Origin of the sequence: Streptomyces sp. NPDC088707 (assembly GCF_044752725.1) — a bacterium.
In the GTDB taxonomy this organism is placed as follows: domain Bacteria; phylum Actinomycetota; class Actinomycetes; order Streptomycetales; family Streptomycetaceae; genus Streptomyces.
In genome coordinates this window covers 31503-56026 of the sequence record NZ_JBIVLV010000001.1, presented here as the reverse complement: position 1 = coordinate 56026, position 24524 = coordinate 31503, and the positions used below count along the sequence as shown (strand labels likewise).

The 24524-nt window shown below is 71.7% G+C and carries 21 protein-coding genes and 1 pseudogene; 11 read left to right on the top strand and 11 right to left on the bottom strand.

Annotated features, from left to right (window positions below; all coding sequences use genetic code 11):
- Positions 1–678: 678 nt before the first annotated feature.
- Positions 679–1293 carry a LuxR C-terminal-related transcriptional regulator gene (locus ACIP84_RS00285; protein WP_401792690.1) on the top strand — a complete coding sequence of 205 codons (615 nt, stop codon included), beginning with the start codon at positions 679–681 and terminating at the stop codon, positions 1291–1293.
- 38 nt (positions 1294–1331) lie between these two features.
- On the opposite strand, the gene ACIP84_RS00280 is transcribed toward ACIP84_RS00285, so the two are convergent.
- The 5 genes from ACIP84_RS00280 to ACIP84_RS00260 all read right to left on the bottom strand — a co-directional run bounded on the left by ACIP84_RS00280 (position 1332) and on the right by ACIP84_RS00260 (position 9240).
- Complete coding sequence (locus ACIP84_RS00280) at positions 1332–3020, bottom strand: ATP-binding cassette domain-containing protein (protein WP_401792687.1); 1689 nt, start codon at positions 3018–3020, stop codon at positions 1332–1334.
- Between the two features lie 293 nt (positions 3021–3313).
- A complete protein-coding gene (locus ACIP84_RS00275; RefSeq protein ID WP_401792684.1) occupies positions 3314–5140 on the bottom strand; it encodes an ABC transporter ATP-binding protein in 1827 nt (608 codons plus the stop codon).
- Positions 5141–5287: 147 nt separating this feature from the next.
- A complete protein-coding gene (locus tag ACIP84_RS00270; protein ID WP_015037662.1) occupies positions 5288–5416 on the bottom strand; it encodes a SapB/AmfS family lanthipeptide in 129 nt (42 codons plus the stop codon).
- Between the two features lie 44 nt (positions 5417–5460).
- Complete coding sequence (lanKC, locus tag ACIP84_RS00265; RefSeq protein WP_401792680.1) at positions 5461–8121, bottom strand: class III lanthionine synthetase LanKC; 2661 nt, start codon at positions 8119–8121, stop codon at positions 5461–5463.
- A 282-nt stretch (positions 8122–8403) separates the two neighbouring features.
- On the bottom strand, positions 8404–9240 hold the full coding sequence (locus ACIP84_RS00260) for an SDR family oxidoreductase (protein WP_401792677.1): 837 nt from the start codon (positions 9238–9240) through the stop codon (positions 8404–8406).
- A gap of 517 nt (positions 9241–9757) precedes the next feature.
- Here ACIP84_RS00260 and ACIP84_RS00255 point away from each other — a divergent pair.
- Entirely contained in the window at positions 9758–10951 is a 1194-nt protein-coding gene (locus ACIP84_RS00255; protein WP_401792674.1) for a serine/threonine-protein kinase, read from the top strand.
- A gap of 94 nt (positions 10952–11045) precedes the next feature.
- Positions 11046–11221: pseudogene (locus ACIP84_RS00250) on the top strand (tetracycline resistance MFS efflux pump); the annotation flags it as partial.
- A gap of 414 nt (positions 11222–11635) precedes the next feature.
- Here the strand turns inward: ACIP84_RS00250 and ACIP84_RS00245 are convergent.
- Both ACIP84_RS00245 and ACIP84_RS00240 read right to left on the bottom strand, forming a co-directional pair.
- Positions 11636–12760 carry a PQQ-binding-like beta-propeller repeat protein gene (locus ACIP84_RS00245; protein ID WP_401795564.1) on the bottom strand — a complete coding sequence of 375 codons (1125 nt, stop codon included), beginning with the start codon at positions 12758–12760 and terminating at the stop codon, positions 11636–11638.
- A 498-nt stretch (positions 12761–13258) separates the two neighbouring features.
- Positions 13259–14599: a tetratricopeptide repeat protein gene (locus ACIP84_RS00240; RefSeq protein WP_401792671.1), complete on the bottom strand. Its 1341-nt coding sequence runs from the start codon at positions 14597–14599 to the stop codon at positions 13259–13261.
- A gap of 162 nt (positions 14600–14761) precedes the next feature.
- On the opposite strand from ACIP84_RS00240, the gene ACIP84_RS00235 reads away from it, so the two are divergent.
- From ACIP84_RS00235 to ACIP84_RS00220, 4 genes are all read left to right on the top strand, one after another.
- Positions 14762–16087, top strand: coding sequence for a M64 family metallopeptidase (locus ACIP84_RS00235; RefSeq protein ID WP_401792669.1), 1326 nt, complete (start codon positions 14762–14764; stop codon positions 16085–16087).
- Between the two features lie 324 nt (positions 16088–16411).
- Positions 16412–17101 (top strand): hypothetical protein, encoded by a 690-nt coding sequence (locus ACIP84_RS00230; protein WP_401792666.1) that lies wholly within the window; start codon positions 16412–16414, stop codon positions 17099–17101.
- A 187-nt stretch (positions 17102–17288) separates the two neighbouring features.
- Positions 17289–17753 (top strand): hypothetical protein, encoded by a 465-nt coding sequence (locus tag ACIP84_RS00225; RefSeq protein WP_401792663.1) that lies wholly within the window; start codon positions 17289–17291, stop codon positions 17751–17753.
- A gap of 251 nt (positions 17754–18004) precedes the next feature.
- The gene (locus ACIP84_RS00220) at positions 18005–18361 is read left to right on the top strand and encodes a hypothetical protein (protein WP_355966221.1); all 357 of its coding nucleotides are present in this window, start codon (positions 18005–18007) and stop codon (positions 18359–18361) included.
- 5 nt (positions 18362–18366) lie between these two features.
- Here the strand turns inward: ACIP84_RS00220 and ACIP84_RS00215 are convergent, their stop codons facing one another.
- From ACIP84_RS00215 to ACIP84_RS00200, 4 genes are all read right to left on the bottom strand, one after another.
- Positions 18367–18843, bottom strand: coding sequence for a hypothetical protein (locus ACIP84_RS00215; protein ID WP_401792660.1), 477 nt, complete (start codon positions 18841–18843; stop codon positions 18367–18369).
- Positions 18815–19021, bottom strand: coding sequence for a hypothetical protein (locus ACIP84_RS00210; protein ID WP_401792658.1), 207 nt, complete (start codon positions 19019–19021; stop codon positions 18815–18817). The genes ACIP84_RS00215 and ACIP84_RS00210 overlap by 29 nt, the downstream gene beginning before the upstream one ends.
- A 421-nt stretch (positions 19022–19442) precedes the next feature.
- Positions 19443–19580, bottom strand: a complete 138-nt coding sequence (locus tag ACIP84_RS00205; protein ID WP_355966228.1) for a hypothetical protein — start codon at positions 19578–19580, stop codon at positions 19443–19445.
- A gap of 136 nt (positions 19581–19716) precedes the next feature.
- Positions 19717–20208 (bottom strand): hypothetical protein, encoded by a 492-nt coding sequence (locus ACIP84_RS00200; protein ID WP_355966231.1) that lies wholly within the window; start codon positions 20206–20208, stop codon positions 19717–19719.
- A 237-nt stretch (positions 20209–20445) separates the two neighbouring features.
- On the opposite strand from ACIP84_RS00200, the gene ACIP84_RS00195 reads away from it, so the two are divergent.
- From ACIP84_RS00195 to ACIP84_RS00180, 4 genes are all read left to right on the top strand, one after another.
- On the top strand, positions 20446–21006 hold the full coding sequence (locus ACIP84_RS00195) for a hypothetical protein (RefSeq protein WP_401792655.1): 561 nt from the start codon (positions 20446–20448) through the stop codon (positions 21004–21006).
- A 110-nt stretch (positions 21007–21116) separates the two neighbouring features.
- The gene (locus tag ACIP84_RS00190) at positions 21117–22283 is read left to right on the top strand and encodes an endonuclease/exonuclease/phosphatase family protein (RefSeq protein WP_401795561.1); all 1167 of its coding nucleotides are present in this window, start codon (positions 21117–21119) and stop codon (positions 22281–22283) included.
- Between the two features lie 161 nt (positions 22284–22444).
- Positions 22445–23251, top strand: coding sequence for a response regulator transcription factor (locus tag ACIP84_RS00185; RefSeq protein ID WP_401792653.1), 807 nt, complete (start codon positions 22445–22447; stop codon positions 23249–23251).
- Between the two features lie 16 nt (positions 23252–23267).
- On the top strand, positions 23268–24524 hold the full coding sequence (locus tag ACIP84_RS00180; protein ID WP_401792650.1) for a sensor histidine kinase: 1257 nt from the start codon (positions 23268–23270) through the stop codon (positions 24522–24524).

Genomic DNA, 24524 nt, shown 5'->3' with positions numbered 1-24524 from the left:
GCCGGGTCCACTTCGTGCCCACGTTCTCGCCCAGCAGCCTGCTCGACGACCTGACCGCCACCCGCGCGCCGCGTCCCGGCCGTGACCACGGCATCCCCGGGCGAGGTCGCATGGGTGGACACACGATGACCGGCCCGCACCACGGCGGGTGCGGACCGGTCTCCACCATGCCCGGGCCTGTGCGGACGGGGGAGACCGCAGGCCCGGAAGGAGCGGCCACGCCCTCCGCTCCAGGGTCCGTGTGCCCCTGAACCGCACCCCCATGCGCAAGTTCGCCATGGCACGGTGAATCGGCAGGGCAAGCACCACTCCGGCATCGAGGCATGAACGTCGACTGGAGCGGAGTGCACCCGGGTCCTGGAGGACCGTTGCCACGGCTTCCCGCACCCGGAAGGCCCGCTGTGGGACCCGCTTCCGGTGCGCTGCCCCGAGGGGCGCACTCCCGTCCCCGTGCGCCGTACGGGTTCGATCTGGACATTCCTGGTTCGGCCCGGCCGGCATCACACGCCGTGGGCCTGCTTCGCCGTCGAAGGGACGAACCGGATCCGGCCGAGGCGCTCCGGAGTGCGCCCCCCGTGCACCCGATGCTGTGTTCCGCCCGGCGCGGCAAGGGCAGAGGGGTGGGGTGGCTTTTCGCGTCGTGCACCCCTGGCACGACGGAGGACCGAAGGGGTGGGAATGATACGAGTGACGGTGGTCTACGAGGCGCAGCTCCTGCGGACCGCGCTGGTCGAACTGCTGAGATCGGGCGGGGTCACGGTGGTCTCCTCGCTGCCCCGATGGCCGCACGGCCAGGAGACGGGGGTGTCCGAACCCGATGTGTACGTGGCGGACGCCGAGTGTCTGCCGCCCTCGGCGGTGCGGCCCGTGGCCGCTGTCGCACCGCCTTCGGGGGAGGACTCGGGTGGCCGTCCCGCCCTGTTGGCCCTCGTCCCCGGGCAGCGGCCGGGGGTGCTGCGACGGGCCCATGCCGCAGGGGCGGCCGGCTTCGTCGACCAGAACGCCCCGAAGGGTCGATTACTGGAGGCCGTGCGCCGTCTGGCCAACGGGGAGCGCTTCATCGACGACACGCTCGCCCTCGGGTTCCTCCAGGCCGCGGAGATGCCTCTGACCCGGCGTGAGCTGAGCGTCCTCTCGCTGGCCGCCGACGGAGCGCCGGTCGCCGAGATCGCCGCGACGCTGTTCCTGACCAAGGGCACCGTCCGCAACTACATGGCGAGCGTCATCCGCAAGGTCGGCGCACGGAACCGCGTGGACGCCATCCGGATCGCCCAGGGCGCCGGGTGGACCTGAGCACCGCCCCGCGGCGTCCTGGCGGGCGCACGGTCCGCTCACCCCTGGACCTGGCTCCAGTGCCCCACCAGATCGCGGTAGAGAGCGGAACGCGCGAGCAGCTCGTCGTGCGTTCCGTAGTGGGCCCGGGTGCCGTCGAGGACGAGGATCCTGTCGGCTCGGAGTGCCGACGACAACCGGTGGGCGACCACGACCAGGGTTCCCGGCCGCGCGCTCAGAGCCAGCTCGGCCGTGGCCTCCGCGACGGGGTCCAGATGGCAGGTCGCCTCGTCGAGCAGCAGCAGCGGGGCGGGGGCCAGATGGGCGCGCCCCAGCGCGATCAGCTGGCGTTCGCCGAGGGACAGGGCGTCGGGCGCCAGCGTACGGTCGAGCCCGCCCACCCGGTCGACGAGGGGTTCCAGGGCGAGCGCGTCCACGGTCCGGTCGACGGCGGACCGATCGGCGCCCGGCCGCAGGTACCGCAGGTTGTCCCGCAGGGTGCCCGTGAAGACGTACGCCTCCTGGGGGATCAGCACGCGCAGGGCGGTGAGCTCCGAAGGCGGGCAGGCGGCGACGGCGCGGCCGAAGAGCCGTACGTCGCCCCGATCGGGGGTGAGCATGCCCGCCGCGACGTGCAGCAGGGTCGACTTGCCGATGCCGCTCGGGCCGACCACGGCGATGTGCTCACCCTGCTCGACGGTCAGTTCCAGCGCGTCCAGTACGGGGCGGGCCCCGGGGCCGTACGCGGCGCGTATGTGGCGCAGCTCCAGCGCCGTGTCCGTCGGGCCCGTACGGCGCGGGCCGGGCGGGGCGGCGGCCGGGGGAGGGGCCGGGGGCAGCGGCTGGGTGAGCCGGTCGAGGACGACGAAAAGCCGCGCGCCCGCGGCGCCCAGGACGGTCATCAGTGTGTGCAGCGCGGGGAGCAGTGACTGGAGGACGTAGGTGAGCGCGCCCACCACGGCCCCGGCCGTGACGCCCTGGCGGAGAAGCCACGGCGCCGCGGCGAGCAGCAGGAGGACCGGCAGCTGTCCGGCCGTCGCCACCGCGAACGTACGGACGGACGCCCAGCGGGCCAGGGCGCGCTGGGCGGCGGCCGCCTCGTCGACGGCACGGCGGTTCTGCTCGGCGGTCGCCTCCTGGGCGCCGCAGGCCACGGTGTCCCGCAGAGCGGTGCGGGTGAGCTCGGCGCGCCGGCCGACGGCCTCGTCCGCGTCGAGGTACCGATGCTGGGCCCGCGCCATGGGCCGCAGGGAGGCCGTGAACAGGGCGAGGCCCAGGACCAGAGGGGGAAGCACGACGAGGAGGAACTGCGGCGCGAGCGACAGCAGGCCGACGAGGGCCCCCACGCCCACGAAGACGAAAGAGCGGGTGGCGAGCACCAGTCCGGCGAAGCTGTCCCGCGCGATCTCGGTCTGACTCGTCAGCCGGGACACCGCGGTGGCGTCCACACCCCCGCCCGTGGCGGTGGCCGTGGCGGTGCGCAGAGCGCGTACCACCGAACCCCGAACGAGCTGGTCGCGCAGCGGTTCCGTGAGCTGGGGGAGCTGGGCGAAGACGCCCCGGACGACGGGAGCGCCGAACAGGATGGCCACGGCGGCCCCCGCCAGCCACAGGAGCCCGATCGACGTCGCGCCCCTCAGGAATCCGTCGTCGAGGGAGCGGGCCACGCAGAACCCGCCGAGGAACGTCTGCGCGGATTCGGCGGCCGACCAGGCCGCCAGCTTCACCAGGACGCCTTTGCGGCGCATGAGGAGGGACCGGAGTGAGGCCGAGACACGCCGGGCCGAGTCCGTATCGCCGGCGGCGGCCGCCGGTGTCGGACGGGTGACGCGCCGGGCCGGGTCCGTGTCGCCGGCGGCGGCAGCCGACGCCGGGCGGGCGACGCGCCGGGCCGAGTCCGTCCCGCCGGCGGCGGCAGCCGGCGTCGGACGGGCAACGCGCCGGGCTGAGTCCGTCTCGCCCGCGGCAGCAGCCGGTGCCGGACCGTCAGGCGTCTTCGGCTTCGTCGGTTCATTCGCCCGCCCTGGGCGCGGAGCGGGCGTCACCCGCCCGCTCCCGTCCTCGGGACGGCCGACGACGGCGGAGCGCCGGAGCCGGCGGTCTCCGGGGGAGCGCCCGGCCCGGTCGACCGGCGTGGGGTGCCCGCAGGCCGGGCCTCCGCGGTGAACACCGCGCGGTACTCCGGTTCCTCCCAGAGCAGGCTGTGCGGTCCGGACCTCCGTACGCGGCCCGCCTCCATCCAGACGACCTGGTCCGCCCGGGCGGCCGTGGACACCCGATGGGCCACGATCAGCCTGGTGCAGGCCCGTGACGGCGTGGCGAGGGCGGCCTCGACCTGACGTTCGGTGGCCGTGTCGAGGCTCGACGTCGCGTCGTCGAGGATCATCAGACGGCCCCGGCCGATGAACGCCCTTGCCAGGCCGAGGCGTTGGGCCTCGCCGCCGGAGAGCGGGGCGTCGTCCACGGGGGTGTCGTAGCCAAGGGGCAGCAGTCGGACGAAGGCGTCGGCGCAGGCGGCCGTCGCGGCGTCCCGGACGCGCGTCGGCGTGGCCGGGCTCTGGGCCGGCCCGGTCCCGGCGGCCAACGCGGCGCCGACCGTGGGGGTGGCCCCGCCGTCGAAGACGGGACGCGCGAAGGCGTACGCAGTCGCCCCGCGCAGCTCCGAGCGGGACAGTTCCGCCAGATCGACTCCGTCGAGGAGGACGCTCCCGGCGTCGGGGTCGGTCAGCCGGCCCGCGACGGCGGCCAGGGTCGACTTGCCCGCTCCGGAGCGGCCCACGACGGCGACGGTGGATCCGCCGTCGATCGAGAGCGTCACGTCGGTGATCAGCGGAACACCGCCGCGCGTCACCCGCACGCCCCGCAGTTCCAGATTCCCTGGCGCGTCGGGTGGCAGGACCGCGGAGCCGTGCGGCATCGGCGCCAGGTCGGCGAGTTCGGCGGTGCGTCGCCCCGCACTGCGGGCTCGGACCAGCGTGCCGAGCGGCGCCGCGATGCCTCCGATCCCTGCGGCGAGCGCCGCGTACCGCGAGGCGGCGAGCAGACCGCCCACGCTGACCTCGCCTGCGGCGAGACCGACCCCCGCGACCGCGACGACGGCCGTGGTGAGCAGCGGCAGAAGGACGCCGCTGCGGGCCACGGCGCGGCCGTGGACGAGCCACATGCGGGTGCCGTGCCGTGTCATCTCCGGCAGCGGGGCGAGGACGCGCTCCTCCTCGTGCCGTGCCGTGCCGGCGGCGGCGATGGTACGGGCGCCGCCCAGCGCCTCGGTCAGCCGAGCGGCGACGGCGCCCTGCGCCCGCTGGTAGTGGCCGACCGAGTCGGAGGACTGGGTGGCGAACGCGCGGAGCAGCAGCAGGAGCAGGGGCAGACCGGCCACGAAGACGGCGGCGGTCCAGGGGTGGATGAGCGCCAGTGCCACGAGTGCGCCGATCGGTACGAGCACGGACGACACGGACGTCGCGAGAGCAGCCGGGGCCGTGCCGCTGTCGGTGGCGTTGACGCACAGCCGGGTGGCGACGTCGCCGCCCGAGTGGGGTGCTGCCCGGTGGGGCGCGGTGCCGAGGAGACCGCCCAGGGCGCGCAGCCGGATCCAGGCGGTGGCGCGGGCGTTGGCGAGCTGCGTCAGAAGCACCGAGCCGGTCTCCAGGAGCACTTCGGCCGTGAGCAGCACTGCCGTCCACCGCAACCACGTCCCCGCCCCTGGCTGGTGACGCAGCATCAGGTCCAGGGTCTTGCCGGCGAGCGCGGGTACGGCGAGCGAGCAGGCCGCGCCGGCGACCGAGCAGAGCAGCAGCGCCGCGGTGGTGCCCGCCGTGTGCCGTACGGCGCCGCGGAGCAGCCGGTCGGAACCGGTCGGCGAGGCCATCCGACCCCCTCTCTTCCCCTCCGGGAGCGACGTTCCCGCCGGGCCGCCGGTGTCCGGCTCCGACGGCCGGGGCCCCGGGAGCAGCGCTCCCGGGGCCCCGTGACTCCTCACCGGCGCCCGGGGCGCCGTGCGGGAAGCCGGATCGGGTCAGTTACAGGTCGTGACGCTGAGGCTGCTGTCACCGCAGAGCAGGAGGCTCGCGCGGCTGCCGGTCTCGACGTCGCCGATGGCCTCGTCCTTGGGGGTCTCCAGCGACTGAAGGTCGAAGAGGTTCATGATCGTTTCCTTTCGTAGGGGACGGGTGGTGCGGGACGACCCCGTCACGGGGCCGGTTCGTGGGGCCGCGGAAGCGGCGGAAGGAACGGCAGGTGGGCCGGGCGATCGCCCAGGGCCGCGGAGAGAGCGAGCAGGACGCCCGCCGTACCGGTGGACAGGTCCATGGAGAGGCGCATCATCTGCTCGCCGGGGAAGGCGAGACGGCCCTGGTAGGACATGGCGTGCCAGCTCAGGCAACCGACCTGGCGGCGTACGTCCTCCGGTGTCGTGCCGGGCCCGCCGACGTTCGTACGGGCGAGGTGGAGCACCATCCCGGCGACGCCCCGGAAGAGACCCGGCTGGGCGTAGAAGGTGGCCTGCGCCGCCCGCACGATCTCGCGGCGCGCCCGGTCCAGGTCGGCGTCGCGCCGGTGGAGCAGGTAGTCGTCGATGACCATGCCGATGCCGACGCTGCCCGCCCCGAGGTACGGCATCGTGCGCCAGCCCTCGTCGACCTGCAGGGTCCCGGAGGCACCGCGTACGCAGCGGCTCAGGTCGTCGTGGAGCGCCTCGGCGGCGAGGTCGAGGAGGGCGGTGTCCCGGGTGCGTTCGTAGAGCCGTACGAACAGCAGGGCCCGTCCGGCGGAGCCGTGCAGGAGTCCCGTGCGCACCTTGCCCGCCGCTCCCGCCGCTCCCGCCGGTCGGGCCGCTCCCGCCGCTCCCGTTGGGGCGGGTGCCCGGAGCGGGCGGGCGGACAGTTCGGCGCAGCGCAGGGCCGCCGCGTGGAGGCCGCTCTCACCGGTGGCGGTGGCCAGGGCGTCCAGGGCGAGGCCGACACCGGCCGTCCCTCCGTACAGGTCGGGGGCGAGGCCCTCGTGGTCCTGTTCGACGACGAGTGAGGCCAGTTCGAGCGCGGCGGCCGTGTGCCCGAGTCGTTCGAGGGTCCACGCGACACCGGCGAGCCCGTCGTAGAAGCCGAGCGGCGTGCCGGAGTCGGGCTGCTTGGCGTGCCGCAGGAGCCTGTCCTCGGCTTCGGGGCACCGTGGTGCCCCGCTCTCGTGCAGAGCGTGGAGCACTCCGGCGGTGCCGTGTCCGACGGTCATGCCCCCGCCGGCCGTGGCGAACTGCGCGATGTCCCCGGGGAAGAAACGATCCTCCCTTTCGGGCGTCGCCGAAGCCAGGATCGCGTCCACCATGGAGTCACGGCTGTTCGGCCAGTCGCCCGGCTCGGCGGGCAGGAAGCGGGAGCGGTCCGCCGGACGGTCGGGCGCCCGCGAGCTTCCGCCGGGCCGGCCGCCGGCCGGGTCGCGCGTGATCTCCCGAACCGCCTCGTCCAGGAAACCGGGGGGCAGCGGGAACCGCGCGGCGGCGGCCTCCGCCAGGTGCGCGGCCTTGCCCCGGTCCACCGCCAGCAGACTCGTGAGCGGGATGAACAGCGCGATCCGGAGGCACGCGAGGGCGTACCGGTCCACATCGAAGCCCCGCCGGTCGGCGGGCGCCACGAACGCCGGGTTGGCGACGGTCTGGCGACCGCCCTCCGAGGCAGGCTGGGCCGCCTCGAAGTCCAGCAGCACCACCGAGGACTCGTCCTCGGACACCATGATGTTGAACAGATGCAGGTCGTTGAAGACGATCCCGCGGGCGTGGACCGCGGCCACGGCCCGCTCGACGAGCCCGTGGATCCGCAGCGCCCACTCCGTGTACTCGGCGAGTCGCTCCGCCGGCGGATCGGCCTCCATCAGCGGATGCCTCCGCGCGAAGAAGGTGTTGAGCGGCTTGCCCTCCACGAACTCCAGAGCCAGGAAGTGGTGGTCGCCCACCGTGAAGCCGCCGAGGACCTCCGGCGTGCAGGCGAGCCCGGAGAGCCTCTCCAGCGCCTCGCGTTCGCGGTGCAGCCGCGTCACGGCGTCCGCGCCGTCGGCGGCGAGACCGGCGTACGGCCGCGCCTCCTTCAGGACGACCCGCCGCCCGGTCCGCCGGTCCCGGGCCTCGTACACTCCACCGCCGTTGGAGAAGTGCAGGGCCTTCTCGATGTCGTACGGCATGTCCTGGACGGTCACCGAAGCCCTGGCCTCCAGGTGCGGACGCAGGAAGGCGGGGGGAGTCACCCAGGCGGGCACGTGGAAGACGGGATCGCGCCGGTCGGGTACGAGCGTGCCGGACCCGTCCTCGACGGCCGGCCGCAGCTCCCCGTGCTCGTCGTAGCAGTGGCGGAGGGTGAAGCTGCCGTACCGCAGGTGCACGGGGCCCCGGCCCCAGCGCAGATCGCTGAGGATGTACGGACCCGGCCGGCCCTCCAGCAGCCCCGCCAGATCGGTGGCCACGCGCTCGCACTGCTCGTCGTCGGCCGGATACACGGTGATGAACTTGCCGCTCGCCGAGCGGTCCGCGTACTTGGCGTTGCGCTGGTGCAGCAGATAGCGGCTGGGGACGAACTTGAAGGCCACGCCCTGTCCCAGACAGTACTCGCGGACCGTGGCGAGGATCGCCTCCGCGTTGTCGAGACAGGCCGAGACGTGGATCTTCCAGCCCTGCGACGGGAGCGGGTGGTCCAGGGGGCGCAGGGCGAGCCAGTCGCCCGTACGGTGAGACGTCCAGCCCTCGGGTACGGGGAGGGTGGCCGCCCGGTAGAGGGAGTCACCCGCTCCCTCGGCGAAGACCAGACGGTGCGGCGCGTCGTAGAAGTGACGGTCGGCGTCGCAGAACACCGCGTACCCCTTGTTCACTGCGCACTCCCTCGGTCGGTGACAGACACGACGCTGTCACGTCCCCCGAGGGCCCCGAAAGTCGCCGCTGTCACCTTCCACCTATGCGGAACGCACAGGTAACAACAGCCCCGCGCATGGCCTCCGGTCCGCACGACGGACCCCGCCCCCGGGGCAGACGGTGGGGACGGGGCGGAAGCCTCCCCCGGGCGCGGCAGACGGTGCGGCGCACGGAAGAGGCGCCCCGCTCCTGGCGGCCCGACGGCACAGGCCTCGCGGCCGAGGGCGATGCGCGACGGTCCGTCAAACGGCGGGCGGCGGCCCGTCGACCAGAGCCCGCGCCGCGGCGTACTCCTCGCGGGCGGCCTGCTCCGCGACGTCCAGGTAGCCGTACGCGTCGGCGCCGACCGGGATGCGCAGGGGCGTGGGGCCCTCGGTGTGGACGATGGCCAGGACCCGCGCGGCGAAGTCGTCGGGACGTCCGGTCTCGGGGCTGTCGGCGAGCCCGCGCGCGCCTTCGAGCATCTCGCGGTTGGTCACGTCGTAGGCGGGGACCCGGTGGGCGGCCTCCGTCATGGCGGTGCCGTAGCGGGTGGCGAACATGCCGGGTTCGACGACCGTGACGCGGATGCCGTGCGGGGCCGCCTCCACCGCGAGGGCCTCGCTCATGCCCTCCAGCGCGTGCTTCGCGGCCACGTAGGCGCCGAGACCCGGGAAGGCCATCCGGCCGACGATGGACGAGACGTTCAGGATGTGGCCGTGCCCCTGGGCCCGCATCAGGGGCAGTGCGAGCCGCGTGAGTCTCCAGGGCCCGACGACCAGGATCTCCAACTGTTCCCGGAGTTCGGCGTCGGACACCTCCTCGACCGCGCCGAAGAGACCGACGCCGGCGTTGTTGACGAGGACGTCGATGCCTCCGAGGCGGTCGACTGCCGTCCGGACGGCCTCCTGGCAGGAGGCCGGGTCCCGGAGTTCCAGCGGGACCGGGACGGTCCGTCCGGGCCAGGCGGCGGTGAGGTCCTCCAGGTCCGCTGTCTTGCGGGCGGTGACCACGAGTTCGTGCCCCTCCCGTGCCGCCGCGGCGGCCAACGCTCTTCCGAGGCCCGAAGAACACCCCGTGATCAACCAGCGCCTGCCCATGGATCCCCCCGTACGGATCGCCGAAGTGGACGCGCGGCCGGACCGGCCCCCTCGCGCCGCCGAACGCGCAGCGTCCCGCCTGCCTCCGAGCGGGACGGGACGCGCTTCATCGTGGAGGCGAGATCCGGCCACGGCCATCCCTCACGCAGGGGCGCGCGGACGCACGGGCGGGCGCATCGGCGCCCGCTCCCCGACAACCTCCGACACCGCGAACGACCCGCGTCGGCGCGGGGAGTTCACGCCGCCCCCGGGAACATCCGGCAGGCGTCCTCCACCGCACGAACGCGGCCGACCACCCGCGTCGGCCGAATGAGCGGACGACTCAGGGATGTCCCGGCGCATCCGGGGCAGCCGTACCGCGAGGTCCGCACGCGGCGGCCGCACGGCCGCGACGTTCGGAGGCGACCACCGCTCCGGGCCCGGTAGGTCCGCACCGGGCGGGGGCGAAAGGCGGCACACCGCCGCCGACGAGAAGGCGGACGGCAGAAGGCGGCAACGGAACACAGGGAGCACCGAGATGCAGGTCCGTCCGTGGCGCGTCCAACCCGACTCCCGGCTGACGGCTCACGCCGTCGCCGGCCGGTACCGGCTCGACGGCCTGCTGGGGAGAGGAGGAGCGGCCGACGTCTACGAAGCCGTGGACCTCCGGCTGCGCAGGCCCGTCGCGGTGAAGGTCTTCCGCCGCGGCGACACCCGGACGGAGCAGCACTCCGACAACGAGGGGCGTCTCCTGGCCCAGTTGCAGCATCCCGGTCTGGTGACCCTCTTCGACTCCGGTCGCGACGAAGGCCGCCCCTTCCTGGTGATGGAGCTCGTCAGAGGGACGACCCTGCGCCGGCGCCTCGCCCGCTGCGCGCTCTCGGTGACCGAGACCTGCCGCATGGGGGTCGCGCTGTCCTCCGCACTCGCCCATGTGCACGGAACAGGAATAGTCCACCGTGACGTCAAGCCGTCGAACATCCTCCTGGACCCGACCGACGCCCCGCGCCTGACGGACTTCGGGATCTCCCGCCGCTTCGCCACCACCGACAATCCTGCGGCCGAGCCCGACGACGCCGCGGGCAGCGCGGCCGCCCCGGCCAGCGACGGCGAGGACACCCTCGTCGGGACGGCCTGCTACATGGCACCGGAACAGGCACTCGGCCTGACCACGGGGCCGCGGGCCGACGTCTACAGCCTCGGACTCGTGCTCCTGGAGGCCCTCAAGGGCGAACGGGAGTACGACGGCCGGCCCCTGGAGGCGGCGCTCGCACGGCTGCACCGCCCGCCGCAGCTGCCCGACGGACTCCCCCCGGGACTCGGCGAGCTGCTGAAGGCCATGACGGCGCACGAGGCCTCCAGCCGTCCCGACGCCCGCACCTGCCAGCAAGCACTGGCCGCGCTGCCGATCCCCGACGCATACGACGCCCGGCACGCTGCACAGCCGGTGCCGGCGCCCGGGGGCCCCGCCCGCCCGTCCGGAATCCGCCGCTCGCCCGGTACGCTCCCGAGCGGGCGGACCACACCCACGAAGGCGGAGCCGATGACCAGGTCGCCCCACCGCCCGCGGCGACTGCTCGCCAAGAGCGCCGCCCTGGCCGCCCTCGGCGTCACGCTGACAGGCTCCGTCGGCGCCGCCCCCGCCGGGAGCCGGAGTGCCGTGGACCCGCCGTCCCACCGCGTGACCGCCCAACAGACACCGGACGCGACACAGGCGACGACGGTCGACTGACCCGAGCCGTGTGAAGCGGCGCTTTCCGAGACACGCAACGGCAGGAGAGCACGACCAAGGTCACCCTCGAGGCAGGTCAGTGGCGCCTGCACGGCTCCCCGTCGGCACCTGGAGCAGCGACCTCGTCGCGTCCTTCTTCCTTCCTTCCACGGCGGGCGCATCACCCAAGCCCTCCTCGCCGTCGTCGTCGGCCTGATCGCCGCCGGCGGTGCACTGAGCCCCACCGATTCCCGCTCCGTGGAGGAACACCCGATTCCGGAGACCGCCTGAGAACCCCGCCCACCACCGCCCACCTCTGGGCGCACACCGTGGAGCGCCGGACGAGGCTCATTCGTCGGCGGTCAGGAACTCCGGCTCGCGGAAACGGCGTCGAGGGCTCCCGCCCCCCGCCGCCTTGCTCGCAGTCAGCCAGGACTCCGACCAAGGCTGATCCGCTCCGGAGCACATCAGGATCTCCGGAGGCGCCCTCACAGCCTGGGGGACTGCCACGGCCGCGGCCTGGTACGCGCGGGGGCTCCCGGAGAACCGGACAGGCTGACTGCGGTTTCCCGCCGTCTTGCCGGGCAGCGCCACCGCGTATCCCACCAGGACACCGTCGTCGCCCATGCGGAGGCCAAGGACACCTTCAGGCCCCGGTCTGAAGTCGGGCCTTGGCCGCCTGGAGCCTCCCCGCCAGCAGGGCGCTCACGCCTGGCCGAAGGCGATCAGCACGCCGTCCTGGGCCGGGGCGAACAGCCGGCCCTGCGCCGTCGCCAGGCCGGGGACTGTCCAACCGTTCCAGTCCGCCTCCGCGACCACGTTCTCCATCGGGTGCGGTTCGGCCCCGAGACGGTAGGACCACGCCTTCACCCCGGTCTTCTCGTTCAGGACCACGAGCTCCCCGGTGCCGTCCTGCACGTAGACGAAGCCGCCGGCAACCAGGCGGACCGTGGCGGCCTGCCGAGGACTCGTGTAGGTCCACCGCGTGGCGTACCCGGCGCTGGTGTCGAGGGCCCGCACGACGCCACGGTTGGCGACATACACACGGTTCGTGCCGAAGGCCGGTGTAGCGTCGGCGGGCAGGCGGCGCAGCACGGTTCCCGTCCGGCGGTCGTAGGCCACGGCGTTGGAGTCGTCGCTGAAACTGTTGCGCAGCCACAGCGCCCCGGCTCCCAACGCGACGGGGTTGTTTCCCCCTCCGGACATGTCGGGAACGTCGAATCGCCGCAGTTCCTTGCCGGTGGCCCTGTCCAGGAGCTGGTAGGCGAGGTTGTCGAACCCGATCCAGACGCCCACCTCGTCGACGACGACAGGAGCCCAGCCGTTCTCCACCAGGGGCGCCTCCCACAGCCGCTGGCCGTTCTCCGCCCTCAGGGCCACGGCCTTGCCGCGGCCGTTCTGCGTGTAGAGGACGTTGCCGTACCAGGTGGGCGGGTATTGGCACAGGCCGTTCTCGAGGTCGACGGTCCACTTCAGAGCCCCGCTGACAGGGTCCCAGGCGCGAACCTGGCCACTGAGTGTCTGCGTATAGAGGAGCCCGCCGCCGAAGGTCACGGTGGCGGCAGGCTCGCGGGTCAGCGACTTCTGCGGCCACAAGGCCTTGCCCGTAGCCGCGTCGAGTCCGACAAGCTCCATCCGAGGACCGCCTTCACCTCCCTGGTCGGCGTTGACGACCGCGAATACCCGGCCCCCGACCGCTACGGGTGCGGATACGACCGACCCGAGGTCGCGCGCCCACAGTCTCTTGAACGGCGGTTTGGCCGTGGCTCCCGACACGGAACTGTCATAGCCTGGATTGGCTCGGTAGCCGAACGTAGCGTCCGCAGGCATCGCCGTAGCCGGCGAAGCAGGCGTCGCCACCGACGAGGCCGGTGACGCCACCCCGGTGACCAGCAGTGCGCCTGCCGCGGCAACGACAGCCGCCTCTCTCACCGAAGCACGCAGCAATCCCCTCACAGCACAACCCCCATCAAGAAGCGCCCAGTTGACGCGCAAGCACAGTCCAGGCACGGCTGCCCGCAGCCGGCCCCCCTATGCATCAGCCGCACCAGCCCAGCCCGGCCTTCCGCACCGACGGCCCACGCGTGGGAACGGCCGTCGTCGTGGCGTGCGGCGGGCGGACGACCACTCCCGCCTGGCCTTCGGCGAAATCCTGCCCGCCGAACGCCGACGCACCGCCATCGCCGTCTGGAACCGACCGCTGCCACCCCGCACTCGACGGACGCCCACCCCTCAACTGCGTCAACAACACCGGGGCCAGTACACCTGGGCCCGCTGCTCACCCGGGCAACCGCCCGGCCATGCCGAAGTGCACGGTCGGCTGCCCGTTCAGCGCCGAAGGAACGCCGGTGTCGTCGGAGCCGGCCCCAGCGTCGTCGTGCCGGGCGGCGACCGGTGACCAAGCCCCGTACGGTAGGCGTCCAGGGCGGCCTCGGTACGGCCGCCCCGGCGCAGAAGGTCGCCCAGTAGACGGCACAGATCGGCGAGGTCGCCGCTCGCGCCGCTGCGCTCCAGCAGCCCCAGGGCCGTGACGTAGTGCTCCTCTGCGGTCTCGCTGTCCCCTCGCTCCTCGGCGATCAGCCCGAGCAGCCGGTGCGCGCCCCCCGCGTGCACCGCGCCGTGCCGGTCACCCAGCTCGAGAAACGCCGAGAGCAGATCCGACGCCTCGTCGTGCCGTCCGAGCCGCCGAAGGACATCCGCCAGCTCCACCTCGACCTGCGCGGTGAACAGCGCCGCACGTCTGACGTTCAGCATGTCCCGGGCGGCACGCAACTCCGTTTCAGCTGCTGTCAGTTCTCCGCTCTGCGCCAGCACGTAGCCACGCATCCAGTGGCAGTGCGCGAGGTCGGTACGCAGGCTCAGCTGTTGGTAGATCGCCTGCGCTTTGGCCAGTGAGGCGTCCGCGTCAGCCGTGCGCCCCTCGGCGAGGAAGGTGCGGGCCACCTGGCGATGCATGCCCGCCACCAGTGCCGGGTCGTCGACCTGTGGAGCCAGCGCGAGGGCGAGCTCGGCGGCGTGGGCGGCCCGAGCGTGGGCGCCCATGTCCATGTACGGGCCGATCACGGCGGCGTACAGGACGACCAGCGCCTCGGGGTCAGCCAGGCCGCTCGCTCCGAGCTCGTCGATGGCGGATTCGAGGAGGTAGCAGGCGTAACGCAGCTCGCCGGCCAGGAGGTGCGCGACGGCACGGCCCCGGACAGCGCGTGCGCGGCGTGGCAGCGGCTCCTCGGCGAGGAGCCGCTCGGCGGCGTGGAAGTGGTGCCGCGCGTCCACCAGTTGTCCGGTCTCCAAGGCGCAGTCGCCGAGCCCGAGCAGCGCCTCGGCCTGCTCGGGTACGAGGTCGAGGTGCTCCGCGTCGGTGAGCAGGCACCGGTAGCGCTCGGCGGCCTCCTCCGCCGTGCCGGTGGCCAGCTGTCGGCGCGCCTCGACGAGAGCCAGCCGCAGCTCCGTGGCGAGGTGCGCGGGCCTGCCGGTGGCCAGCTCCTCGTACGACGTACCGAGCCGCTCCGCGAGGAAGCGCAGCGCGGTCTCCGAGGGCCTGACCCGGCCCGACTCCAGCGTCGACACGTACGCGGGGGTGTACGAGGGATCGGCCAACTGCCTTTGCGTCAGACCGCGTTCGGCGCGCAGTCGCTGCACTCGGCGGCCGATCGCGGCCGGATCGTCCATGAGGACCCCCTGGTTCGTGAACTCCTCAGTATCCAGAAGCAGTAGGCATTGCGCACGCCCCCGCCCGCCCCCTAGGTTAAGCGACTTGTTCAGCATAGTTACTCCCTCACTTAACTCGCCTGCCAAGGGGCTGATTTCATGCGTTCAGCACGACGAGGGGCCATGACGGTCGGAGTGACCGTCGCCCTCACGGCCGTACTCGCCGCCGCACCCGGCGGCGCCGCCGCGGCCCCGCCGGCACCGCGCACGGCCGGAGTCGCGGTCGAGATACCGGGTCCGGAAGACGGGACGGTCGCCGGCTCCGGCCACACGCACGTGCCGTCGGAGGGCCGGAACCGGACGGCCTCACGCCTGACGTCGACAGAGGTGGCCGCCGACGGCGAGGTGACCAAGACGGTCGACAACGGCCCCACCGCCGACCGCCTCGACATCGTCGTCGTCGGAGACGGCTACACCCTCGCCGAACTGCCCCGGTTCCACGCCGACGCCCAGAGGAAATGGGCCGAGCTGACGGCCGTCGAGCCCTACGCCACCTACCGCAACCTCTTCAACGTGTGGACCGTCGACGCCGTCTCGAACCAGTCAGGCGTCTCCGGCGACCCCTCACCCGACACCGTCCGCGACACGGCCCTCGGCTCGTACTTCTGGTGCGACGAGATCGAGCGGCTGCTCTGCGTCGACCAGGGCAAGGTCGACGAGTACGTCGCGAAGGCGCCGGAGGCCGACCTGGTCCTCGTCCTCGCCAACAGCACCAAGTACGGCGGCGCCGGCTACAACGAGCGCAGCGAGACCCTCGGCTACGAGGGCATATCGACGGCCTCGGCAGGCAACGAGAAGTCCGGCCAGGTCGCGCTCCACGAGACCGGCCACTCCTTGGGCAAGCTCGCCGACGAGTACTTCTATGCCGACTACCCCGGCTACGAGCGGTACCTGGGCCCCGAGCCCGCCGACTCCAACATCACCACCCTCACCGCCGACGGCATGGCCGACCGGGGCACCAAGTGGCACCGCTGGCTCGGCGAGCAGTCTCCCGACGGCGGCATCGTCGGCGCGTACGAAGGCGGCGGCTACTACGTCACCGGGCTGCGGCGCCCCACCGAGGATTCCTTGATGCGCTCCCTCGGCAAGCCCTTCAACCTGCCCGGAGTGGAGGCGATGATCGCCGGCTTCTACCGCGAGGCGCGCATCGCCTCCCCCGTCACGGCCACCGGTCGTACCCTCCGCGCGGGCGACACCGCCAAAGCCCTCGTACCCCGGCTGACGGGGGTGGACGGGCGCCAACTCACGATCCGCTGGTATCTCGACGGGCGGGAGATGAAGGCCCTCGCGGGCCGCAGCCACGTGCGGGTGACCGACCTGGCCCTGCGACTGCTCGATCTCCGGAAGCACACGCTGTCCCTCACGGCCGAGGACCGCACGCCTTCGGTGCGGGACCGCGGCATCGCCCGAACGATGAGGTCCACGGTCAGCTGGACGGTCCGGCTCTGACCGCTCCGGCGGGCGTACGTCGCGGTTCGCGGCCGACTCGAGGACGGCCTCAGCGCCACGTGGCGACGGCCCACTCGAAACGAGCACCTGGCGGTGATGATCCCGGAGGCGGCCGGGCCATAGCCGGCGGGGGTCACCCAGGCGGCAGCCAGGTCCGTTCGAGCGGCGACGATCGTTTCGTGGTGGCACGACGACCGCGGTCGAACCCGCCTCCGCACCGTTCGCCGCCCCGTCCGTTCCGGATCCGTCCCGGCACTGTTCTACGATCACGGTTCTGCGATCGTGCGGGACGCCGTACGAGTAATGGACGGACTGGGGGACGGAATGGCGATCGACAGGCCTGGCCGGCCGGAGGACCTGCCGGCAGCCGAAGTGCTGTGGGCGCGCTGGGCCCTGGCCGCCGTACTGGAGGCCACGGCGGAGGCGGAGGCCCGGGGCGGCCGCCGCAGCGGCACGTGGATCGACGGCCAGGGTCTGCATCTCGACGACCGTGGCTGCACCTGGTGGACGTTCCAGCAGGTGGGAGAGGGCCGCTACCTGTTGTACGGCGAGGACGAGTCCAGTGCCGTGAAATGGCACGAGCCCCCGATCGACATGCTGGCGCAGGGGCCGGACTGGCTGCCGTATGACCGCCTGCGCCGGCTGCTGGAGGGCTGGGAGCTGGGCTGCGTGTACTGGTACGAGAACGGTGCCTGGGCCCGCGCGCCGTACCCGGATGAGTTGGACGATGACGGCCTCGACTGTGGAATGAGCCGTTTCGCGGTGCGCGAGGAAGCGCTGCGGGACCTGATCGCCTCGGAACGAGGCCTGCCCCGGGGACGGGCGGATGGTCTGCTGGCCGCGGCCGAGGCGCGCAGCCTCACGTCCGCCCAGGTCCGGGAGGTGCTGGACGCGGCCGCCGCCGGGGACGAGTACGTGCCGGCGGACCGGGAAGCGATGCTGAGATCCCTGGAGCTCGCAGCTCTGACGGCGCCCGTCTCCGTCACGCCGGCCCCGTCGAACGACCCCGCCTGACGGCGGGAAGTCCACCCCACCGCCCCCGGTGGCCGAGGGGCGCAGGATGCCGTCGAGGCGGGGCGGTTACGGGGCCGTCCCCGGGCGGGCGAACGCGACGAGAAGACCGCGATGCGCCACGCGGACTCGGCCCGGCGCCTCCTGGAAACCCGTGCCGAGTCGTTGAGCGCTGTGACAGCATCGGTCGATGATCAATGCTGAGGACCTGGTCGGCAGACGCCTGCTGAAGGTGACGACGTCCTGGCACCACTACGAGGAGACCGAGCCCTCTCTCCTGCACATGTGGCTGCATATGGACGGCGTCGGCCCCGTCCGGTTCCACACGCCGGGCGATGGATTGTCCATGGAGGTCGACCAGCCTCATGGCCCCTACGACATGGACGAATACGGCCACACCACGGTCGAGGACGACCTACCCGACTTCCCCATGACCCGGTTCGTCGGCCGGCAGATCCTCTCCACCCGAGAGATCCGCTACCGGCACGACCACCTCGACTTCGCCGTCGGCATCGCTCTGCGGTTCGCGAGAGGGAGCATCCGTGTCCTCAATCTCGCGGACGAAATCATCCTGGCCTATGACCAGCACCTGGGCCCGGTTGAAGCCCATCTTCACGAGGCGATGACGCCCGCAGATGTGGATGCCTCACCGTGAGCTGGAGACGAACCCGCCGATCGATCCCCGCAGAGCACACCATCCGACCCTCGGATTCCCACTGAAGCCCCTTCAGTGCCCCCCTGAACTCACGGCCCTCCCCGGCCTCGATACTGGTGGGCTCGCGTATTCAACTGTCGCGAGTATTGCTGCCAAAGCGTCGGTGCGGTCCCTGTGTGCTGGGGCGCCGCAGGTCATGGTCTGCGCTGGCAGCCCCTCGCGTTCTGGCCGTTAGTGGATAACCTGCCTTCATGCCGCTGAACGTCCCCAAAGAGATCAAGCGTGTGAACAAGCAGGTCCTCGGAGAGCTGAGTTCGAAGAGCGAGCGCCTCAACCTCGGCAGGGGACGCGAGCCTGCATGGCTGGATCAGTACCTGGCCGACGATGCGACGGGGTCTCTGCGAGCGATCCTTCTTGAGCGTCCTCCCAAGCCCTGCTATCGCTGCCTCGTCCTGATCAAGCGGGCCGACCGGGAAGTCGAGCACTTCCTGCTCGACGTACTGCCGGAGGATTTCGACCGGCTTGAGGACATCGTCGGCGAGGATCTGCTCACGTTCACGCGCTGGGCGTTGTCCCAGGTCCCGTTGAGTCCTCTTCCTGCGGAGTAGCAGGTTCATTCGGCCGACCGCGGATTCAGGTACTGCTCTGTGGGGTCCAGCCGGGGGTCTCCGGCGACGTATCGGCTCCAAGTGCCTCCGGTCTCGGACGAGAGCTTGGCTGTGGTGACCCGGTGACAGCCGGGAGCCTCAGCGGCGACCGGCGCGGGCACGCCCGCGACCCGAATACGAAGCGATAGGTCCGGGTCGGCGAAGAGGTGCCCGATCAGTTCCAGTCGTTCGGGCTGCGGCATCGGGGTGGCCCGGCGGATGTGGGCCGGGGGTGGCCGGAAGGCTCGGGTGAGCTTGCTGGCCGAGCACCAGAGCAGGAAGGCTCGCATGGTGTTGCGGGTGTACTCGTTCTGCTCCGTGTGCCAGGCGTCGATGCCGGTCTGGCCGCAGGTGCCTAGGGTGTGATCACGGGCGGCGAGCCAGGTGAGGAAGGCTGTGGCCTGCTTAACCTGGTTAGCGGCATGTCGACGGGGGTAGGACACCGCAGGACATGAGGAGTTCCCGCAGGTGGGCAGCGGCCCGCGAGGGTTCGAGGCTGTAGAAGGCTTTGTGGGTCAGCTCGATGTCGCCGGTGGCCAGTCTGCGTTGCCAGTCGGCGGTGGAATCGGGGCGTTCCTTGTTCCGGTCGAGCCAGCCGAGGCCGGACAACGGGCTGTCCATGGTGCGGAGCGAGTCGGCCAGCGGAACGAGTTCGGGCGGATGCGGCCGGTGCCCTCGTCCAGTAGCTGGGACAGCCGGTCGGCAACGATGCAGCGGGTGCAGAGCCGGCCTCTTGTGCAGCTTGCCTTCCTCTCCGCAGTGGGAGCATCGATAGGACATCATGAAGCCCGCGCAGTCGGAGCAGATCGGCGTGCGGTCGCCGGGCCGTAGACCCGGAAGAGCACGCTCGATTCGGCATTCGGGACAGGTTCCACGAGCGCAGAGAGCTTTGTCGTGGCAGGTGCGGCAGACATAGCCGTCGGGCCAGCGGGCGGCGAACCAGCCGTGGCGTTGACAGCGGGCGGGCACGTCTTCTTGTGCCAGCGTTCGCATTCCTCGGGGGTGTAGGCGGGGCTCATTCGTCGGGGAGGATTCGGGCCGGTCAGGGCCGCAGTTTCGCGACCGCCGTCGGCAAGGCAGGGAGATCACCGGTCGCGGTCTTGCGGACTCCGGCGTTCTCGGCGGTCGTGGTGACCAGGTCTGCCGGCGTGGAGGAGCAGATGTCGCAGAGCGCGGCCATGACCTGTTGATGAACCGGGAGTTGAGCCGCTGGCAGCCGATCCGCAGTCCGCGCTCGGAGGGCCAGGCGGCCGGGCTCCCTTCACCTCCGAACAGCGGCCGGACCTCGGGAACCACTCGTCCAGGATGTCGGGGGCTCAGTCCCAGACGGTCAGCACTGTGCGTCGCTTGTGCGGTGAGCCCTTCTTGGCTTTGCCGAACCGGACGCGGCACAGACCGGACTCGCCGTACTCGGCTCCGTGAGGGGTGCGGTCGAAGTCAGCGGCGTCCAGCATCCGTGTTTCGTTACGTCGCGTGCCAAAGGCGTACGCGGTCTTGAACAACGTCGCGTCGCGGAGCAGGGGCAGCCAGCGCTTGCGGCCGAAGGCCCGGATGCGGGCCACCTCGTCGTCGCAGTGAGCGAAGAAGGCGTGCAGCTCGGCCTTTGTGCAGGCGCGCTTCTTCGCATCGGACTCGTTGTCCTGGACGTGCACCGCGGTGTTCCACTCGTGCACGATTTGGACCGGATGGGAGCCGAAGCGCCCTTCACACGTGGTGGCCCATTCGTAGAGGGGGTCGGTAGCGAAGTGGCAGAAGGAGCGGATGGCCGCGGAGTACGCGCGGATCGTCGAAGGCTTCAGATCACGCATCCGACGTCCCTGTTCAGCGAGGTGTCGTCCGCCCTCGCTCGTGGCGACACATCAACTGTCGCCAGTTCGCATCCGATGCGATTGGCGGCGCTTGGAGCATCGATACGGCGCTTGGCGCTGAGAACGATCATGGTCCCGGTCGCGCGAGCACGCTGATGCGGTTCTCGTACTCGCAGCGGGCCTTGCGCTGGACAGGGACCGCCGGGATGCCGTGGCAACCACCGGTTCTCGGCGAACGTGCAGGTCATCATCGACGCGGACAGCCGCCCGGTCATCGCCTCAGCCCGGCCCGCGCCGGGCAACATGGCCGACGCTCACGTGTGGCGGGAGCCGGGCCTGCCGGCCACGGCCGCCGGGACGACGGCGATCGCGGACGGCACCTACCTCGGCACCGGCCGGATCCTCCCGCACCGCAGAAGAGCCGGACGCCCTCCTGCGCGGCCAGGAGGAGGACAACGCCGAACACACCGACAGGTCCGGGCCCGCGTCGAGCACACCTCCGCCCGGATGAAGAACGGGAAGCCCTTCCGCGAGGGCCGCCAGAAAGGAGACGCCTCCACTACGCCTCCAGGCCGTCGCCACTATGCACAACCTCGCCATGACACGATGAATCAGCAGGCCAGAAGCCACTTCGGCCTGCAGAAGCAGGACCTTCTGCAACACCCTTCAGACCGCCGCGAACACATCAGCGACCTCGTCCACCCGCGGCCGGCCTCGAACTCAACGCCATCACCCTCACTGCCCTCGGCGGCCGGCGCCCTCAACGGTTCTGGCGGTTCGGGGCCGATACGTGTTTGAAACATGGTTGTGGGGCGCTGGAAGCGGTGCCCGGGTCGGCCGGAAGTGTGGCCGCGTGATCGTGTGTCTGTACCCGATGCCCGGTGTACGTGATGCCGGAGGTTGTTGCCATGCCGAGTACTCCCCACCGCCCCGACGCGACCGTCCAGGTGGCGCCTGCCGCTCAGACGGGGTCAGCCGCCCCCACGGGACCCACCGGCCATGCGGGACCCACCGGCCATGCGGGACCCACCGGCCATGCGGGACCCGCTGCCCGGACGGGATCCGCGGTCTTGGCGGGCTCTGTCGACCCGAAGGCGGGGCCGTCTGACCCGGCTGCCCCGTATGAGGACGGTGCACGGTCGCGTCGTGCGGGCTGGATCCCCGCGGGTCGCAGCGACCGGTTGATCGCCGTGACGGCGTTGTGTGGTGCGTTGCTGATGGTGCTGCACGCGCAGGTCCCGAACGGGTTCGGCCTGGGCAGTTTGCTTGAGACGTTTCTGCCGTGGGCTGGATTGTGTGTCCCCGTGCTGCTCGCGTGGGCGGTGGTTCGGCGTTCCCGGGTCGCGGCGGTAGCCGTGATCGCGCCCGCGGTCGCGTGGGTCTCTCTCTTCGGTGGTGTGGTCGTCGACAAGACCTCCGCCGGCGGAGACCTGGTCGTGGTCACTCATAACGTGGGCGAGGCGAACCGTGAGCCCGGGCGGACTGCGCGTGCGCTGGCCCGGTCCGGGGCGGACGTGCTTGCTTTGGAAGAGCTGTCGTCGAAGACGACACCCGTGTACGAGCGTGAGCTGGCCGCGGACTTCCCGTATCACTCGGTGCACCAGGGTGTAGGGCTGTGGAGTACGTATCCGCTGCGCGAAGTGGAACCGGTGCCGATCATGCCGTGGACGCGTGCGGTGCGGGCCACCGTTCATACTCCGAAGGGGCCCGTCGCTGTGTTCGCCGCTCATCTCGCGTCGGTACGAGTGTCCCCGGCCGCCGGGTTTGCCACTGCCCGCCGCAACGAGGCGGGAAGGAACCTCGCCGAGGTCGTGCGGGCGGAGCGGCTGCCCCGAGTCGTGGTGGTGGGTGACTTCAACGGTACGGGCGAGGACACTGCGCTGAGGCCGCTGACTTCGCAGCTGCGCTCCGCGCAGGGGGAGGCGGGCGCTGGTTTCGGATTCACCTGGCCGGCGTCGTTCCCGTTGGTCCGCATCGATCAGATCTTCGTCAGGGGAGTGAGCCCCGTCTCTTCCTGGTCGCTGCCGGCCACGGGCAGTGACCACCTCCCTGTCGCGGCCTCGCTGCGGCTGTGACCAGGCGGCCCGTCTTGACGACTGCACCGTCCGGGCCGGCTGACTGCACTGTCCGCCGCCCCCGGCTGACGGGACTACCCGCCACCCGGCCGCCTGCACCCCCCGGCCGGCTGCTTACCATGACAGCTCAACATTTGCCCGCCCATGAGTAGATAGGTGACATGTCGGTCAACCGTGTACCCGGCTCTGTCAGTGTTCTCGTCGTCGAGGACGATGCCGCCATCCGCCGCTCTGTCCAGCTCTTCCTGGAGCGTTACGGCTACGTGGTCGCGGTGGCGGAGGATGGACTGGCCGGCCTGGAGGCGTTCCGGGCCGGCGCCCATGACCTGCTGATTCTGGACGTCATGCTGCCCGAGCTCGACGGAATCGGGCTGTGTCAGCGGATTCGGGAGGAGAGCCTGGTTCCGATCCTGATGATGTCCGCTCGTGGTGATGCCCTCGATGTCGTCGCGGGCCTGGAGGCAGGGGCCGACGACTACGTCGTCAAACCCGTCGACACCGCTGTCCTCGTCGCCCGTATCCGTATGCTGCTGCGCCGTGCGAGCTTCCAGCGACCTGAACAAGCACAGAACCCTTCCATCCGCCCCCCGGACACCGGCGCACGTGCCGACCAAGCCGGTGCGGCGACCTCTAACCAAGCTGGTGCGATGCCCCTGGGCCAGGCCGGGGCAGTGCCCCCCAAGCTGCTGGTCTTCGGCGACGTGACCGTGAACACCATCGGTCTGGAAGTGCACCGCGAGGGCCATCCCGTCCCGCTGACCCCCACCGAACTACGCCTCCTCCTCCAGTTCGCCGCGGCACCCGGCATCGTGCTGGATCGCCGGCGGCTGCTCCGTGATGTCTGGGACTACGGGTGGGAAGGCGACACCCGGGTCGTGGACCTCTGCGTCCTGCGCCTCCGCAAGAAGATCGGAGCCGGCCGGATCGAGACGGTCCGCGGGTTCGGCTACAAACTCGTCCGTGACTGAGAGACCACCACGGCCCATGGCACTCTTCAACCCACGCGCCCTGCGCTGGAAGATCGCGGGCCTGACCGCGGCCGCCTGCTGCGCGGTGGCCGCGGTGATCGGCGTGCTCGTCCACCAGGCGATGGCCGAGCGTGGCGACCGTACCGGCGAACAGCGCGTCGGCGCCCGCCTGTCCGCGGCGGAGCGCGAGTACACCCGCACCGGCACCGCGCCTCTCGACGTCGAGATCCTCACGCCCCAACAACTGGACGCGCCCCTCGCACGCGCGTTGGCGGCCAAGGACCCGAAGGGTCTGTACGCGACCTGGTACGACAAGAAGCCCCCCAACTGGTACTGGCTGTGGGCGGTCATGCCCGTCGAGGGCGACCGCGTACTGGTCGCCCGGACGGACATGAGTGCCGAGGTACGCAGCCTGCAGCTCCTGGACCGCAGCATCATCAAAGCCGTGCTGGCCGCCCTCGCGGTCATCGTGCCGCTCGCCGCCCTGGCCACCGAGCCGATCAACCGCCGGCTGCGTCACGGTTCCCGCACCGCCCGCGCGATCGCCGACGGCGACCTCGACGCCCGGATCGGCCGCCGTGGCCGGGCCCGTGACGAGATCACCGAGATGTCGGCCGCCATGGACGTGATGGCCGGGACCCTGCAGCGCAAGCTCGAGAACGAGAGGCGTTTCACCGCGGACGTCGCCCATGAACTGCGCACCCCGCTGATGGGCCTGTCCACCGCCGCCGAACTGCTCCCGCGGGACGACGAAGCGGCTGAACTCGTACGCGACCGGGCCCTGGCACTGACCGCTCTGGTCGAGGACCTCCTGGAGATCTCCCGGCTCGACGCCGGGGCTGAGCGGGCGCGGACCGATGTGGTGCCGTTGGGGGAGCTGGTGGTCGACGTCGTACGCCGGACCGGGTCGCAGACCCTCGTCACGCTCAGAGACGCCGCTGAGGTGGAGACCGACCCGCGGAGGGTGGAACGGATCGTGGTCAACCTGGTTACCAACGCTCACCGTCACGGAGCGGCCCCCGTGGAGGTCACCGTCACGGGCAGGCGGATCGTGGTGCGGGACCACGGGCCCGGCATGCCTACGGCGCTTCTCGAGGAAGGGCCGCAGCGTTTCCGTACGGGGACTTCCGCGCGGGGACGCGGTCACGGCCTGGGACTCACCATCGCGCTGGGGCAGGCCGGTGTCCTCGGAGCCCGGCTGACCTTCGCCAACGACCCCGACGCAGGTGCGACCGCCACCCTCGACCTGTTTCCTTCCCCGTCTGAAACGTAA

What these genes read in the sequence shown, in the direction of transcription:
- ACIP84_RS00285 (WP_401792690.1), top strand. Translation starts at nt 679, where the DNA reads ATGATACGAGTGACGGTGGTCTACGAGGCGCAGCTCCTGCGGACCGCG.
- ACIP84_RS00280 (WP_401792687.1), bottom strand. Translation starts at nt 3,020, where the DNA reads ATGCGCCGCAAAGGCGTCCTGGTGAAGCTGGCGGCCTGGTCGGCCGCC.
- ACIP84_RS00275 (WP_401792684.1), bottom strand. Translation starts at nt 5,140, where the DNA reads ATGGCCTCGCCGACCGGTTCCGACCGGCTGCTCCGCGGCGCCGTACGG.
- ACIP84_RS00270 (WP_015037662.1), bottom strand. Translation starts at nt 5,416, where the DNA reads ATGAACCTCTTCGACCTTCAGTCGCTGGAGACCCCCAAGGACGAGGCC.
- ACIP84_RS00260 (WP_401792677.1), bottom strand. Translation starts at nt 9,240, where the DNA reads ATGGGCAGGCGCTGGTTGATCACGGGGTGTTCTTCGGGCCTCGGAAGA.
- ACIP84_RS00255 (WP_401792674.1), top strand. Translation starts at nt 9,758, where the DNA reads ATGCAGGTCCGTCCGTGGCGCGTCCAACCCGACTCCCGGCTGACGGCT.
- ACIP84_RS00245 (WP_401795564.1), bottom strand. Translation starts at nt 12,760, where the DNA reads ATGCCTGCGGACGCTACGTTCGGCTACCGAGCCAATCCAGGCTATGAC.
- ACIP84_RS00240 (WP_401792671.1), bottom strand. Translation starts at nt 14,599, where the DNA reads ATGGACGATCCGGCCGCGATCGGCCGCCGAGTGCAGCGACTGCGCGCC.
- ACIP84_RS00235 (WP_401792669.1), top strand. Translation starts at nt 14,762, where the DNA reads ATGACGGTCGGAGTGACCGTCGCCCTCACGGCCGTACTCGCCGCCGCA.
- ACIP84_RS00230 (WP_401792666.1), top strand. Translation starts at nt 16,412, where the DNA reads ATGGCGATCGACAGGCCTGGCCGGCCGGAGGACCTGCCGGCAGCCGAA.
- ACIP84_RS00225 (WP_401792663.1), top strand. Translation starts at nt 17,289, where the DNA reads ATGATCAATGCTGAGGACCTGGTCGGCAGACGCCTGCTGAAGGTGACG.
- ACIP84_RS00220 (WP_355966221.1), top strand. Translation starts at nt 18,005, where the DNA reads ATGCCGCTGAACGTCCCCAAAGAGATCAAGCGTGTGAACAAGCAGGTC.
- ACIP84_RS00210 (WP_401792658.1), bottom strand. Translation starts at nt 19,021, where the DNA reads ATGGACAGCCCGTTGTCCGGCCTCGGCTGGCTCGACCGGAACAAGGAA.
- ACIP84_RS00205 (WP_355966228.1), bottom strand. Translation starts at nt 19,580, where the DNA reads ATGGCCGCGCTCTGCGACATCTGCTCCTCCACGCCGGCAGACCTGGTC.
- ACIP84_RS00200 (WP_355966231.1), bottom strand. Translation starts at nt 20,208, where the DNA reads ATGCGTGATCTGAAGCCTTCGACGATCCGCGCGTACTCCGCGGCCATC.
- ACIP84_RS00190 (WP_401795561.1), top strand. Translation starts at nt 21,117, where the DNA reads ATGCCGAGTACTCCCCACCGCCCCGACGCGACCGTCCAGGTGGCGCCT.
- ACIP84_RS00185 (WP_401792653.1), top strand. Translation starts at nt 22,445, where the DNA reads ATGTCGGTCAACCGTGTACCCGGCTCTGTCAGTGTTCTCGTCGTCGAG.
- ACIP84_RS00180 (WP_401792650.1), top strand. Translation starts at nt 23,268, where the DNA reads ATGGCACTCTTCAACCCACGCGCCCTGCGCTGGAAGATCGCGGGCCTG.